This window comes from Acidisoma silvae, assembly GCF_020618775.1.
Lineage (GTDB): Bacteria > Pseudomonadota > Alphaproteobacteria > Acetobacterales > Acetobacteraceae > Acidisoma > Acidisoma silvae.
Map to the genome: position 1 here is coordinate 1 of NZ_JAESVB010000037.1, position 13,620 is coordinate 13,620.

Consider the following 13,620-nt stretch of genomic DNA (forward strand, 5'->3'; position numbering starts at 1 on the left):
CAAGACGCGCTCCAACTGATGGCCGCCACAGGATTGAACGGTGCTTCGCTGACGATTTGACCGCTCCCGCGAGTAAGTAGCGTTCTGGTAGATACCCGAACGCCGTCTGGTGGATAGATGGTAGCCGTCTAATGGCTATCGCTGCGGTTGCGTGCCCTTCCCTGCGGTCGGGTCGCTATGTCGGGCTTCGCCCCGAGCCACTGCGGTCTCGGCCCTTCGGGCTTCCAGCGCTCACGCCTCCAGGCCTCTCGGCCCTGCGCGCTCCGCTTGCCCCCCAGATCCACCGGTCGGGGGAGCGATCGAGGGGCGCTGCCCCGGTCCCGGCAAGGGTGTGTCGCTCCGCTCCCGTGCAGCTGCGGTCTCCCCGGCTTTCCTTCGCCCGGCTGCGTAACGGCGGAGTGTTGCGATCGGCCGGGCGGTATCCTCGGATTAGTTTGTTAAAGACGAGAACTCTGCCGCAGACCTCGCGCCTTCTATGAAGCGCCGCGTGGCCTGAATCTCCGGATCGTCATCCATCTGGGAAGCCAGAATTGCGTGATTCAAAGCCGCATCCTTCTCCCCGCTTGAGAACAACTCTATAGCAATGTTGTTATGAGCTAGGGCATTTTTCGGTTGTAGGGAGAGAGCCTTCTTGTAAAAGGAGATACTTTCTTCAACTTGGCCAAGTTCAGAACATGCCAATCCCATGTTAACAAACAAGTCGGCGTTTCCACGGTCGATTTCGGCCGCCTTTCTATAAGCACTGAGAGCCTTCACAGGCTCACCATCGGCCAAAAACATGGTTCCGATCTCGAACCAGGCACGTGCTTCAGATGGCTTGATCTCCGATGCTCTCTGAAAATCGGCGAGAGCCAGAGCGTTGTTGCCCAATCGACGGTGCAAGCCTCCACGATTGAGATGTGCCTCATAATAGGGTGGGCACAGAGCAATAGCACGTTCGTATGCAGTCAATGCTTCGGATTCTCTACCCTCCATTTTTGAAAGGAGATTTCCAAGATCATTGTAATACTCGCCATAATAGGGATCGTAGCTTATCGCGAGGCGGAGCTGCTGCTCGGCCTTCGCGTAATCTTTGACGATCTCGTAGACTTGGCTTGTATTGTAGATAAGAATGGATTGGTGAAGGCGGAACCGACCATCCCCATAAATGTCCAGCATCTTTCGGTTGCCGTTGGTGCAAAGCTCCAAGGCCTCGGCATATTTCCCCTGCCGCGCTTTGATGTAGGCATAGGCGTTTTCAGCAAAGACGCGAATGTAGTGATATTTCTCGTAACCCTGAAATGATTTTTCGATAGTCTCCAGGTTCCGTTGGGCGTACTGCTCCGCCAGCGGCAGATTTACGGGTTGCTGGTATCGTCCATATGTCATCGATTGAGCATACAGAACGGTGGGTGTGTATTTGCTTTCGGGAAAGGTTTTATGAAAATCTTCAAGGTAGGGCACGGATATCGATCCGCATCCCAATGAATAGAGGACGAAGGCGGCATTGATGAAGACCGCATTGACGTCGTCATTCCCCGACCCGTGGTGCCTAAGATCTGGGTCGGCAAAGAGGGGCGAAAAGAATGAAAACCATGTGTCATACAGTCCGATGCTTTTGAGGATTTCGCATGGTTCGGCAAGGAACTCCATTCTCTCGAATTTGTTGCTCATTGCCATACCGTGGCAGAGAATCAATGGAGACGTGCCGGACCAATAGGCTCTCATACATTCCAGATGGTGCAATCTATGCGCTGCATCCAACTCATCGGGACCGGACAATGCATAGTTCCGTTGCGATAGCCATTCCCAGTGTGGGCAACCGTTCCTTATAAACTCTTCAGTCATAGACTTGCGCTCGAAGGACGGGAGGCTCGACAGGTAAAGATCAGCAATGGAGCCAGCATCTAAATAGCCGGCAACCGGTATGCCGTTCTTATCACAAAGCAAAACGGCTTCTGCGATGGCAAGATCGCCGCCGCTCGTCGCGTATATTCGATCAAGCTTTTCCGGCGCGATGTTGCCGACTGGATCAAGGGCGGCTTGCATCTCGACGCGAGAGAATTTTGGAAACACGAACTCTACTGCGCCATCAAGCAAGAGAGTTGAGTGGTAATCTAACAAGACTATCTTTAGAGCATACACGTCTTTATGCTTTTGAAGACGCATAAGAACGCGAATTAAGCTGTTGACGGTAGGGGATATGCCGGAGGCATCTTCGATAATCAATACGGTCGGCATTTCTCTTTTTTGAAGAGATTCAAAAAGGAATTCTGCCAGTCCCACTAAGAGCTTGTTTTGGTATTCATGGTGATAGAACCGAGTTCTTTCTTCTTTCGTCGAGGTATTCGTGAGATCCTTGGGGACAAGGAATTCAGGCAAATCCTTGAGTGGAAACAGTCGTTTTAGAGTCTGTTCATATTGGGTTATCATCTCTAGTGCGTGGTCATGACACCATGATAGCATCTCGTCTATTAGATCGTGAAAGCCGCCAAGATAACCAGAGCGGGTCCAGTTCCCATCCTCGGACAAGACGTGCCAATCGGCTAGACCATGACTTGCGAGCGTGACCGTAGCCTTAGGGGCAAAGCCATGTCGACCTTTGATCAGAAGCACGCAGGAGCTATCGAGCGCTTCCCGCAGTCCCGACACCTGATCTGCTCGAACGACATCCAGCATGACACATCTCCGGTTACAAAAGAAAAAGGAGGGTGATTGTGATCACCCTCCCCTATCGGTTAGCGCCCGTAGTGACGCTTAGACGGAGCCCGTGTAGGGCGTCGTGGTACGGATGGAAACCGACTTCATCGCGATCTTCTTCGTCATGGTCATTCGTCCTTTTCATGCCACCCGCACTTCGACCATCGCCGAACTGATTGTGGCGAGTCATGACCATACATCGCTCAAGGCAGATTCAAAGACAATTGTGCGGACAAGGATAAAAAAGATGTAGGTCCGGAAGATGAACCGGTTCGTATTAGAAGCCGAAAGTCCCATTGAACAACACAATGAACCGGTTCACGTTCATTGGGTGATCGGCGCTAACGAGTTGCCCGTCGTGCGTTGCTCTTGACGGGACGACTAAGAGGCCGGAGGGTTTGCGATAGAGCAAGGAGGGCAGGATGCACTGGCACGTCTGGTTCGAGTTCGTCGTTGTGTCTGCTTTGATAGGGTTGGTGCCAGGCCCCGGGGTCGCCAGTATAGTGGGTTATGCCCTGGGTTCAGGCCGCGCGACAGCTCTAGCTTCTGTGGCGGGAATGTCGGTAGGCAATGCAGTCGCAATCGGTCTTTCTTTGGCTGGAGTTGGGGCGATACTTGCGGCGTCGCCTTTTGCTTTCGGAATTTTGAAATGGGCCGGGGCGGCGTATTTGGTGGGAATGGGAATTGCAACCATTGCGAAAAGCAAACAGGCCGGCTCGGCCGAGGTGAGATCGGTGCCCATCAAACCGAGAGTAGCGTTTGCTAATAATATCGGCGTGGGCATGCTTCACCCGAAGACTATCGTCTTTTTCGTCGCCTTCGTTCCGCAGTTTATCCATCCCGGAGGGAGTTATGCGAGCCAAGCAGTTTTGCTCGCGGTAACTTTTTGTGTGGTTGTTGCTTGCACAGATTCAGCTTACGCGCTTGCAGCGTCGAGCGCGGCCCATCTCTTGCGCCGCCCTCGGGCGTCAGTGTGGTCGCAACGGGCGGGCGGCACCATTCTCATTGCCGCCGGGGTTGTCACAGCTATCGCCCGCTAGGTTTCGCCGCGACCGAGCGGTTAGCCCCGTCGAAAAACGTATCTCTCGAAGAGCTGCGCGTGTGCGGCATCTCGCGCTGTAATCGGCTAAATAGGGTAGACTTTGAGAGCTTAGCTTAATAGGGATGCTGTTACCCAATTATGAGCCGGGCGAATCCTGCCCGGATCATAGAGTATGCCCTTTTTAGCTAGGTAGCTGCGATGACCAAAGCCCCGAGCCGGCGCACGTCAGCCTCGCCCCCTCGTCCATTGAGGGTGGCTCGGGTGTATCTGCGCGTCAGCACCGGGGAGCAGGATCTCCGGCGGCAGGAGCAGATTGTCAGGGACGCCAAGGCGGCGGGCTACTACGTCGCGGGCGTCTATCGGGAGGTAGCCTCCGGTGCCCGGCCAGATCGTCCCGAGCTGCTGCGCATGGTCTCGGATCTCCAGGTCGGCGAGGTCATCATCGCGGAGAAGATCGACCGCATCAGTCGCCTACGCTTGGAGGAGGCCGAGCGTCTGGTCGCTGCGATCCGGGAGAAAGGCGCGCGCCTGGTCGTGCCTGGTGTCGTCGACCTCTCTGAGATTGTTTCAGAGTCCAAGGGCGTGTCCCGCGTGGTCCTTGAGGCGGTGCAGGAGATGATTCTGCGGGTCGCCTTGCAGATCGCCCGAGAGGACTATGAGGATCGGCGCGAGCGGCAAAGGCAGGGGATTGCCCTCGCCAAAGAAGCTGGCAAGTACAAAGGCCGGAAAGCGAGCGCTGGCAGCCATGCCCGAATCATCGCGCTCAGGAAGGGCGGCAACTCAATCGCGGAAACTGCGAGGCTGGTGCCGTGTAGCCCAGCTCAGGTAAAGCGGGTGTGGAGGGAATTCAAACAGAGTAGTATTGATAGTTAGCCAAAACCGACGGACTCAAGTCTGCGGCGGGGCAGACGCCTCCTCTGATTCTGAATTGCTTGGGTTCGTGGATAGCATCAGAGGTCTTTGTCTCTGCACAGCTTGGCGCGGGTCTTCTTCTAGCAGGCCTGCTAGCCAGCAATCCATTCTGATAGAAAAGCTTTGATAGCCTTTTTCAAAGATCCACAAAAGCGAGTTGTCATGAATCCCAATAATTTGGAGAATTTTCAGATGATACAGAGCGCTGAGGGCACGACTCAGTTCAACCAACCGCTGCGCAAATTGTTCGTATGTTTGATCCGCCCTGGTTGAAGCAAAATGCTGAAGATCATTTCTATTTCTAGAGCATTCATCTGCAAAATTCGTAAGACGCGCTTTCGAGATTGAGAGGGGCAAATCGCTGAAAAGCTCGATAAGCCTCTCTTTCAAGTTTGGCGCAGGCCGCAGGATGGCTGACAACCATTTTTTATCCTTAGTCAGACTAACTTCTGAAATAACTCGTTCTATTTTCGTCTTTAATTTCTCGTCTACTTGGGTCTTTCCTACAGAACGATGCAGCGATTCTAGTCCCATCATCATGATTGAGAAGTTGTTCTCGATGTACGATTTCAATCCACGCCGAGTGCCGAGATACATGTAGATCCCGGAACCAATGGTTTCCCGCGCTGTTCGCCAGTTATCAACGACCTCCGAAAGATAAGGTCTCACATCCGCGAGCAGTAGCACGGTCTTGGCCAAATTCGGTTTTTCTCCTGACCGTTCCAATCGTGAGAAATACAAACGGGCAGGAAACGATGAGCTTTTGAAAAATACATCAGGCCAAGGAAATCCGCCTTCCATCCCCAGAACCAAAAGAAAAAAATCTTCAAGATTTGTAAATTCATTTACAATCGCCTCTAGAGAACCGAATCTCTTGCGGCAAAACAACGTCACTGTTTCCGCTAGTGATATCTGCCTACTTTTGAAGTTATATAGAATTTTTGGGGATATTCTGAATTGAATATCTAACAATCCTTCTTTAAGTTTCAAAGTGATGTCTTTTTTGTTTTTGTGGATGGCCTTAGTAGAACTTCTTGTTTTAGAAACCTCGATAGAACTTGGTGTTAAAAACTCTCCGAAAGTAGATAGGTCTGCGGCCATCGCATAAAAGTTCTTCGCATTTTCCCATGAAAGGACGTCAGCTTGGCCAACCAAGCAATATGTCGCTGAGAATTTTTCGCGCGAGCGAGTGCCGAGAGTACCTCCATTTCGTGTGACTTTGAGGAGTAGAACTCTCTTATTGTCATCGTTTAATATTCCAGCGATGCACTTCTCAAGTGGTTGGCCAATAGCAAACAATTCTATTATAGATTGGGAGAGCGTGCCGTCTAATTCCAAAGAAACGAGACCGGTTGTGCCAATTTCGAGCTGGCCATGAACTGCTCGCTCGTGCGGAATTGTCCCCAGCGGAGCCGCGGGGTCATTCCACCAAAAGAGCCCTGGTTCTTTAAGCTCGAATTTCTCTAAGCTATTTTCAGAGGCCACATTTAGTCTCCTATCGCAATGGAGATGTTTTATCGCGAGGGGTGCAAGTGGTCTACGGATGCAGTGTCGACCAATAGCTTTGGTCCATTGTTCGCGACCTTGTTGACCGCTGTGCCGGTCGGCCAGGTTTCGAGCAGGTCCTCCCGCATCGGGTGAAGGAGACTTCCGGTGTCTCCTTCCGCCTCGCCCAGCCATAGAGGCCAATCCTCGGGAGCGACGACCACCGGCATACGGTCATGAACCGCCGCCGCAAGCGGGTTGGCGCCGGTGGTGATCACCCAGAAGGTGCGCAGCACTTTGCCTGTTTTCTCCGCCTTCCAACCCTCCCAGATGCCGGCAAGCGCCCCGGGCTCGTGGTCGGTTCGCGCGAAAGCGTAAGGCTGCTTGCCAGCGGCCGTGGCCTGCCACTCGTACCACGCATCCGCCGGCACCAGGCACCGCCTGGAGGCGAAGGCGCTGCGGAACATGGCCGCGGTGGCGATGGTCTCTGACCAGGCATTCGCCGGCCGACGGGCGGCCGTCAGATCCTTGGTCCAGTGCGGCACCAAGCCCCAGCTCAGCTGGTCGAGGTGCCGCGCCCCTGTTTCAGGGTGGCGCCGCACGACGAGGGCCGGCTGCGAGGGCGCGATGTTCCACGACGGCCGCGCCCCCTCGGGTAGCGAATTGACCGTCCGGAAAAGCGCCTTAATGGCTTCGGCCGACCGGAAACTTGCGTAGCGTCCGCACATGCTATGGCCCGCCGAGCCAGGTGAGGTGTCGGTTTTCCTTATAGGCGGGATTCCACCTTCTAACGGTCGGTATTTTCCTTATAGCTAGGACTCCGTCGTTCTGTGTCTCGCCAAAGTTTTGGATGCGGGCGCCCGTCAACGGCAGATAACACATTGATCTTTTTTATCATTCCGATGCCCGTGCCGATCATCTCGGGCCAGCAATTTTGCTCGCGGACCCTCCTGACGCTGCGCAAAGAATCCTCCATTCAAGGAACGTCGTAGTGCTTTTAAGGAAAATCCACCCGCCTAACCCTCTGATTTATAGGAGACGCGAATCCTGCATTTACGGATCTTCGACAACTGGAATCACCGCGTATCTCAAAAATGGCGGTACGCTAGAAAAGGCCGCTGCTATGGCAAACCATGCCAGCACGCGCACGACGCAGCTTTATGATCGTCGTCGTGCAAAGATGAGCCTCAATGAAGTTGAGCGTATCAAATTTTGACATAAAAATATGTTGTCACGACAACACAAGCACCTGCCTTAGAGGGATTGTGGTCATTGAAGACACCAACCGGAATGTCCGTCTAGTGCCCAAAGCGGCGATGCCGCAAGAAGATGGGCACGCCCTCAACACCACACGATCTGCCCCTTCCGGACGATGAAATGACTTTTGCAGCCTCTGCGTCGCCAGACCGAAGGCGTGAGCGTTGCCGGACCACTCGGTGCGGACGGCACGGACCACCGTGGCCGGACCTGGGGCAGAAGATTGAGTTCGATAGTCTCGCCGCAACCACATGGGCACGTCATCGCGGCGCCCCAGAACTCACCGCCATCGCCGGCAAGATACACGCGGCCGGTGGAGGGCTCGTCCGGGAAATCCTCCACGTGCTCAAAGAGCCAGATGACCTGCCGGCGGAACAGGCGGTTGAACAGCCGCGAGGGCGCTGAAACGAACCAGGCGCGAACAGCGAACAGGAAGCTCACGATGGAGTTCACGACTCTTCCTCGCTCAACGCCGGCATGTTTAGCAGCGGCGTTGTGTCGCCCCGCCCAACCCATTTTGAAAACATGCCTGACGGTTCGCCTTCCTCGCTGCGGATTACTTCAGAGCCAACGAAGTTGACGCGGACAATGGCGGTCGAGGCGTTGTCGTCCAGCCGGTAAGGATGGAGGCGCGCCAGAAATTCGTTCACAGCGATGCTCGCAACCTGCATGTTGATGCTAATGACGGCGGGACGGTCCTCCGGGACGCCGCGAATGTACCCACGAGCGACCTGGTCGCGATAGGCAGCGGGATCGGTCCGCTTAAGGCCCTCAGCCATCAGCTGCTGCTGGGTATAAACGCGGCGGTCCGTCAAGGTGTCGCCATCAGGGCGCAGATAGTGGATGGCTCCAACGGCTTCATCGATGCCGCCCTTCCCGTCAGCTTCAAGCTTCACGCCAAGGTCAAAGTACGGAATTGTGTAGAAGGCAGCGATGCGGTTCAGGATCGCTCGCCCTTCGACCCCGTCCATGCAGCCGAACAGGACATCGCATTGGGCGACAGCCTTAATGCCGACTGGCGTGCCGAGGTCGGCGCGGATGATCTTCAGATCGGTGCCGAAGCCCATGGCGGCAATGGAGCGTGCCATTACTTCGACCTTCGGGCGCTCAAGGTAGCTGTCTTCGCGCGTGCTGTTGAGGATGCGATTGAGGTTCTTTTCCTCGACAACGTCGGGATCGATCAGCACAAGGCGACCAAACCCGAGGCGTGCGAGCTGCTCGATCAGCGGGCTGCCGGTTCCCGAGCAGCCGACGACGGCGGCCGACATCGACCTGAGACGGCTCACGGTGCCGGCCCCGAACATCTGGGCGTGCCGCCTCACGAAGCTAGGCGTCGCAGCCGAAGTCGCCGGGGTGAAAATCTGGATGTCGTCGCCAACGACCGAAATAGCCTCAAGCGGCTGCTTGCTTCCATCTGGGAGAATAGCTCGCCCAAACATCTCGCCGTCGGGCAGCATCACCGCGCTTACATGCGGATAGGCGCTGTCGGTCCAACCATAGACAGAATTGAACATGTCATCGTCGGACTCGTCGTCTACGGACGAGAAAGCGCGATAGCCGCCGGGGTGACTATGAATCTTCATGACTGCGAGATCGTATTTAGCGGCTCGCTCAAGCAAGGGGATCATCCGGCGGGTCGACCAAGTCACCCGGTCAGACCGCCGTACGCTGCACTCGTCGTAGGGAATAGGGAGGATGTCGAGGACACTCAGTGCGTGCACCGCATCGCCGCACCTTCGCCCGCAAAGGGCTACGGCGACGGCCTCAAGGCCGTCGCCTGGCAGAAGGTGCACCTTGAGGGCATGCTGCTGGCGCTTGGTCATGCGAAGCTTGATCGCACTCATTTCGCAAGCTCCCGTTGAAGCCAAGTGTCCACCTGCAGCAGGTGCGTGCAGACATTGTCGATGCCTGGCCGCCACGGATTCGCCGGCGTGCGATGGCGTGACCATTGCTGATACTGCCTGCCGTCGAGCGTCAGCAGCGACAGGTTGGCGATCGTGCGGCCGCTTTTTAGGGCGATCGGCGGGTCAAAATAGACCATATCGATCTGGTCATCCGGGTAGTTCGGCGGAATGCGGAGCGCGGCCGTGGCCATGCTCACATTGTACCCGTCCGGGATCTGGTGGCCGGGAAGGATCAGCCAATTGGCATTACCTTCCCGGATGGCTTCCCAGACACGACCCCCCTGCGCGAGACATTCCTCGTCTTCTTCCGAAAGCTGAAATGCCTTGCGCATATCAACCTTCCGACGGGTCGAGGGCGAGAGTCTGGAAGCGCTCCACGTGGTCGGAGTGGAAAACCACCTCATGATCGGGAGCCACCGGCTTGAAGCCGGCGCCGTGCACCTTCATCGACAGCAGGTACTTGTCGGGCGTCTTATTCACCAGGGCCAGGATCTGTCTCCCGGTCATCTCGTGCACCTCGACGACCACCTTCTCCTTGTCAATGCGCAGGCGGTACTTCTTTGCTTTCTTGGGCTTGTGGCCCGCTTTGATGTGTTCTTCGAGGTCGATGAGCTCTTCAAGCTCCTCAATGTCGCGCTCCAGCTCAGCGACATCATGCTTCAGTTCCGCGATCTCGCGGCGTTCATTTTCGGTGTCAGTCATCTTTTAAGTTCCTTCGTCTTCGTGTTTGACGGTCGATCTGCGACCCTTGAACGATCTTTAGCGCATGGGTTTACGTTTTGTCAATATTAGTTTACATATTTAAAAACAGTGTTGACTAATTATCTGAAATGGATGACATTTCGGGCATGGAAATCGACACAAAGACACTCATCGCCCTCCTTCAGGCCGCGATGTCGGCGGACTACACTCAGGTCCGCAGGACGGCGAACGGGCTCTCCAAGCAGCTGCTCGACGCGAAAGACGTCGACGGCGCACGCGCCGTGCAGGCTGTTGTCCGGAAAAAAGGCGTTCCGCTTCAGGCGTCTGGCTATGCCGAGACGCTTCCGGTCGACGCCGGAACGCGACTTCCGCTCCTTGAGGAGAGCGTGGCGCCGACGACGCCTGTGATCCTTAATGAGGCGGCCGGGCATGTCGTGGGGCAGTTCATTGAAGATGCTCAGAATCACGACCAGCTGGAACAGGCTGGGGTGGACGCGCCTATCCGGCTGCTGATATTCGGCGAGCCTGGGACCGGCAAGTCCTTGCTCGCCTCCCATATCGCGGCGCGGCTTGGCCGTCCGCTGTATGTGGTGAGACTAGATGCGGTGATTTCGTCAAGGCTCGGCGAAACCGCGAAAAACGTGCGCGGGATATTTGATTTCATTCCGGTCCGGAATGCCGTTCTGTTCCTCGATGAGATGGATGCGGTCGCGAAGCTGCGCGACGACAGGCAGGAGTTGGGCGAACTCAAGCGCGTGGTCAATGCCGTCATTCAGGGCCTCGATACGCTGACAAACGACGTCATTGTCATCGGCGCGACCAATCATCCTCACCTTCTCGATCCTGCGATCTTCCGCCGGTTTCCTTACAAGCTTGAATTAGGCCTACCATCAACGGGCACGCGCTTGGAGATGTGGAAGGCGTTTCTAAGACTCGAATCGCCAGACGGCCTAGCGGACGCGGAGACTCTGGCGATCGTATCGGACGGCCTGACCGGAGCAGATATTCAGAATATTTCGTTAAGCGCACGTCGCCGAGCAGTTCTGGATAAGGCAGAAATAAACCTGCCAAATCTTCTCGTGGCTTTGCTTTCATCAAAGCGTGGAAGCCCTTCTCTTCCTGATACACGGAAATTGACAACCGATGATAAGAAGCAGCTTGCCTTGACACTCCATGACCGTGCGAAACTTCCGGTAACGGAAATCGCGAGAATGGTCGGTGTGAGCCGGCAGATGGCCCATAGGTACTTGAAGGGAGAGGACGGGGAACTAGATGGCTGAAGAGCAACCACGACGCCCGATCCTCAATCCGGTCTTGCGGTTCACCAAGGACCCACGCCCAGAGGGTATAACCGGTCGGTCAAAGAATCGCACAGGCATCCGCTTCGAACGGCTGGACCATCAGCGAAGACTGCTCGGCGATGCGTTTGCTAATCTGAGCCGTCGTAGAGAAGCTTTGCCGTCCGCGGCGGGGCGGACGATGATATATGCGTCGATGTTCAGCGACTCGCGGGCCACGACCTGGACCCCGACCGACATTTTCCACGCTGATCGCGGTGCTTCAATCATTGCCCCCTATAGATCGGGGTATCTTATAGAGATTGAGACGAAGCGGCTCGCGTTCTACTCCAGCCTCATGATGGCAGCGGACGGCGACCGCGACATGGTTGACATTTCACGCGTCGAGGACCTTCGGGCGTATGATGTGAATGACGTCGGCCGCGGCTATGGCGTTGACCAGCTTTGGGACATGGCGCCGGAGACGCCCGAAGGCAGAGCTTTTACTTTATGGTTCATGCCATATCGAAACAATGACAGCGTCGAGGTTGTCCTGCAGGAGATAGCCCGTCTACGTAATGAGCAGGTTCTGGGAAGCTTGCCGCAGGCGCCGCTTCTGCAACTGCTGGCCCTTCCCGCTGCTCCCGGCGATGAAGCCAATCAGCGTCAGAGGCTCGTTACGAGCCTGACAGACCGTATAGCGTTTGCCCTGCGCGACTACCGAGCCCGGCATCGCGCAAAGGTGGGCGTCACTGTGAGTGACAAGGACCATCTGGTCTTCATTCTGGGGTCTGCGGCGGTATTCCGCCTCGACCCGTTGCCGGTGATTACCTCGACCTCGCCCGGCCAGGGCACTGAGCCGCAGCGGCCACTACCCTCCTCGCTTGCCGCGATGCCGATCGTCGGCGTCGTTGACGGTGGCTTGACGGCTGCGTCGTACGGCGTGGCAGAGGCCTGGAAGGCGCAGCCCCTCGTACCGGCTGGAGTTGCTGATGCAACTCATGGCAATATGGTTAGCTCCCTGATCGTGCAGGGGCATGACTGGAACAACAACCTGAAGCTGCCGCAACTGTATTGCCGGGTCGGTACCGTACAGGCGGTGCCACGTGCGAACGCCGGCTACCTTCTCGATGCGGACTCCCTCGTCCCTTATCTTGACGTCGTCATGGGCGGGCATCCGGAAACCAAGGTCTGGAACCTGTCGCTAAATCAGCGGATGGACTGCGACCTGAGCTCCGTGAGCGCGCTTGGGCACGACTTCGCCGTTCTTGCGCGCAAGCACAACGTCCTTCTCGTGATCTCGACGGGGAACCAGCCGAGCGGACGCATTCAACCGCCCGCGGATTGCGAGGCGGCGCTGACCGTGGGTGGCCGCCTGCACAAGCCCGACGGTACACCGGGCGCAAAATGCCCAGTTTCTCTGTCTGGTCCGGGACCCGCCAGCATGCTCAAGCCGGAAACGGTCCACTATTCACATGTGCGTACCATCGGCGGCTCCATTTCGGCCGGGTCCAGTTTCTCGACGGCCCTTACTTCACCCCTTGCCGCCCACACGATGGCGGCGCTGCGTGAGCCCTCGCCGGACCTAGTGAAGGCGCTGATCCTGCACAATGCTGACAATCCTAAATACGATGTCGCACTTGGCTTTGGGTCTCCTGGCGTTTCCATGCCGTGGAACAGCCCGCCGGGAGCGGTCACCTTGCAGTGGACTGCATCCCTCAAGGCGGGCGCAGCCTATTATTGGGAGCTTCCCATCCCCGCCACCCTCCTTACGGGCGGAAAGCTAAACGGGTACGGCAAGCTCACAGCCGTCCTGAACCCACATCCTCTCGTTAGCGAAATCGCCGGGCCGAATTATTTCTCCGCCAGGCTTGCGACAGCGCTGCAGGTGGAGCGCGGCGGCAAGAACCACAATCTGCTCGGTTCGCTCGATACCAAAAAAATCACAGAGGAAGAGGCACGCGAACTCGATCATAAATGGAGCCCCGTCCGGCATCACCATAGGCGCTTTCACAGCGTCAGCTTTGATGGCGAGACCCTGCTGGTCTACGCCCGCATCTACACGCGCGACCTGTATCTGTATGGTTATGACAACCCGGACGAGACACCTGAAATGAGCGTCAACTTCGTGCTCACTATCGGCACCAACCATGATAATGATGCCGTCTTCAACCAGATGTTCAGCTCTCTCGGCGCGTTCGTCGAAAACTCAACCATCGAGAGCGACATCGAGGTTGGCGCCTGAGTCGGATACCGGCATTAGGCCGCCCAGCCGCGCCTATAGTTTCGTTTCATCGCGGAGCCCCTAGCAGGCGGAGCATGGAAGGCCGACACTTCACCCTTTTCTGGTGCAACGACCGCT

The 13,620-nt window shown here is 56.3% G+C and carries 12 protein-coding genes; 5 read left to right on the plus strand and 7 right to left on the minus strand.

Annotated features, from left to right (window positions below; all coding sequences use genetic code 11):
• Positions 1–429: 429 nt before the first annotated feature.
• Positions 430–2,658 carry a tetratricopeptide repeat protein gene (locus ASILVAE211_RS25045; protein WP_227324096.1) on the minus strand — a complete coding sequence of 743 codons (2,229 nt, stop codon included), beginning with the start codon at positions 2,656–2,658 and terminating at the stop codon, positions 430–432.
• A gap of 112 nt (positions 2,659–2,770) precedes the next feature.
• Here ASILVAE211_RS25045 and ASILVAE211_RS25050 point away from each other — a divergent pair, with 112 nt between their 5' ends.
• From ASILVAE211_RS25050 to ASILVAE211_RS25060, 3 genes are all read left to right on the plus strand, one after another.
• Positions 2,771–2,932 carry a hypothetical protein gene (locus tag ASILVAE211_RS25050; protein WP_227324097.1) on the plus strand — a complete coding sequence of 54 codons (162 nt, stop codon included), beginning with the start codon at positions 2,771–2,773 and terminating at the stop codon, positions 2,930–2,932.
• A 169-nt stretch (positions 2,933–3,101) separates the two neighbouring features.
• Positions 3,102–3,719, plus strand: a complete 618-nt coding sequence (locus tag ASILVAE211_RS25055; RefSeq protein WP_227324098.1) for a LysE family translocator — start codon at positions 3,102–3,104, stop codon at positions 3,717–3,719.
• Positions 3,720–3,982: 263 nt separating this feature from the next.
• On the plus strand, positions 3,983–4,594 hold the full coding sequence (locus tag ASILVAE211_RS25060; RefSeq protein WP_227324099.1) for a recombinase family protein: 612 nt from the start codon (positions 3,983–3,985) through the stop codon (positions 4,592–4,594).
• Between the two features lie 15 nt (positions 4,595–4,609).
• On the opposite strand, the gene ASILVAE211_RS25065 is transcribed toward ASILVAE211_RS25060, so the two are convergent.
• The 6 genes from ASILVAE211_RS25065 to ASILVAE211_RS25090 all read right to left on the minus strand — a co-directional run bounded on the left by ASILVAE211_RS25065 (position 4,610) and on the right by ASILVAE211_RS25090 (position 9,981).
• A complete protein-coding gene (locus ASILVAE211_RS25065) occupies positions 4,610–6,118 on the minus strand; it encodes a HEPN domain-containing protein (protein WP_227324100.1) in 1,509 nt (502 codons plus the stop codon).
• 29 nt (positions 6,119–6,147) lie between these two features.
• Entirely contained in the window at positions 6,148–6,846 is a 699-nt protein-coding gene (locus ASILVAE211_RS25070) for an SOS response-associated peptidase (RefSeq protein WP_227324101.1), read from the minus strand.
• A gap of 613 nt (positions 6,847–7,459) precedes the next feature.
• Positions 7,460–7,828: a DUF6527 family protein gene (locus tag ASILVAE211_RS25075; protein ID WP_227324102.1), complete on the minus strand. Its 369-nt coding sequence runs from the start codon at positions 7,826–7,828 to the stop codon at positions 7,460–7,462.
• Positions 7,825–9,219 (minus strand): HesA/MoeB/ThiF family protein, encoded by a 1,395-nt coding sequence (locus ASILVAE211_RS25080; RefSeq protein ID WP_227324103.1) that lies wholly within the window; start codon positions 9,217–9,219, stop codon positions 7,825–7,827. The genes ASILVAE211_RS25075 and ASILVAE211_RS25080 overlap by 4 nt, the downstream gene beginning before the upstream one ends.
• Complete coding sequence (locus ASILVAE211_RS25085; RefSeq protein WP_227324104.1) at positions 9,216–9,611, minus strand: E2/UBC family protein; 396 nt, start codon at positions 9,609–9,611, stop codon at positions 9,216–9,218. The genes ASILVAE211_RS25080 and ASILVAE211_RS25085 overlap by 4 nt, the downstream gene beginning before the upstream one ends.
• Before the next feature lies 1 nt (position 9,612).
• The gene (locus ASILVAE211_RS25090; protein ID WP_227324105.1) at positions 9,613–9,981 is read right to left on the minus strand and encodes a multiubiquitin domain-containing protein; all 369 of its coding nucleotides are present in this window, start codon (positions 9,979–9,981) and stop codon (positions 9,613–9,615) included.
• Between the two features lie 146 nt (positions 9,982–10,127).
• Between ASILVAE211_RS25090 and ASILVAE211_RS25095 the strand changes: the two genes are divergently transcribed.
• Both ASILVAE211_RS25095 and ASILVAE211_RS25100 read left to right on the plus strand, forming a co-directional pair.
• The gene (locus tag ASILVAE211_RS25095) at positions 10,128–11,261 is read left to right on the plus strand and encodes an AAA family ATPase (protein ID WP_227324106.1); all 1,134 of its coding nucleotides are present in this window, start codon (positions 10,128–10,130) and stop codon (positions 11,259–11,261) included.
• Positions 11,254–13,503 carry a S8 family peptidase gene (locus ASILVAE211_RS25100; protein WP_227324107.1) on the plus strand — a complete coding sequence of 750 codons (2,250 nt, stop codon included), beginning with the start codon at positions 11,254–11,256 and terminating at the stop codon, positions 13,501–13,503. Before ASILVAE211_RS25095 ends, ASILVAE211_RS25100 begins: the two co-directional genes overlap by 8 nt.
• Positions 13,504–13,620 lie beyond the last annotated feature (117 nt).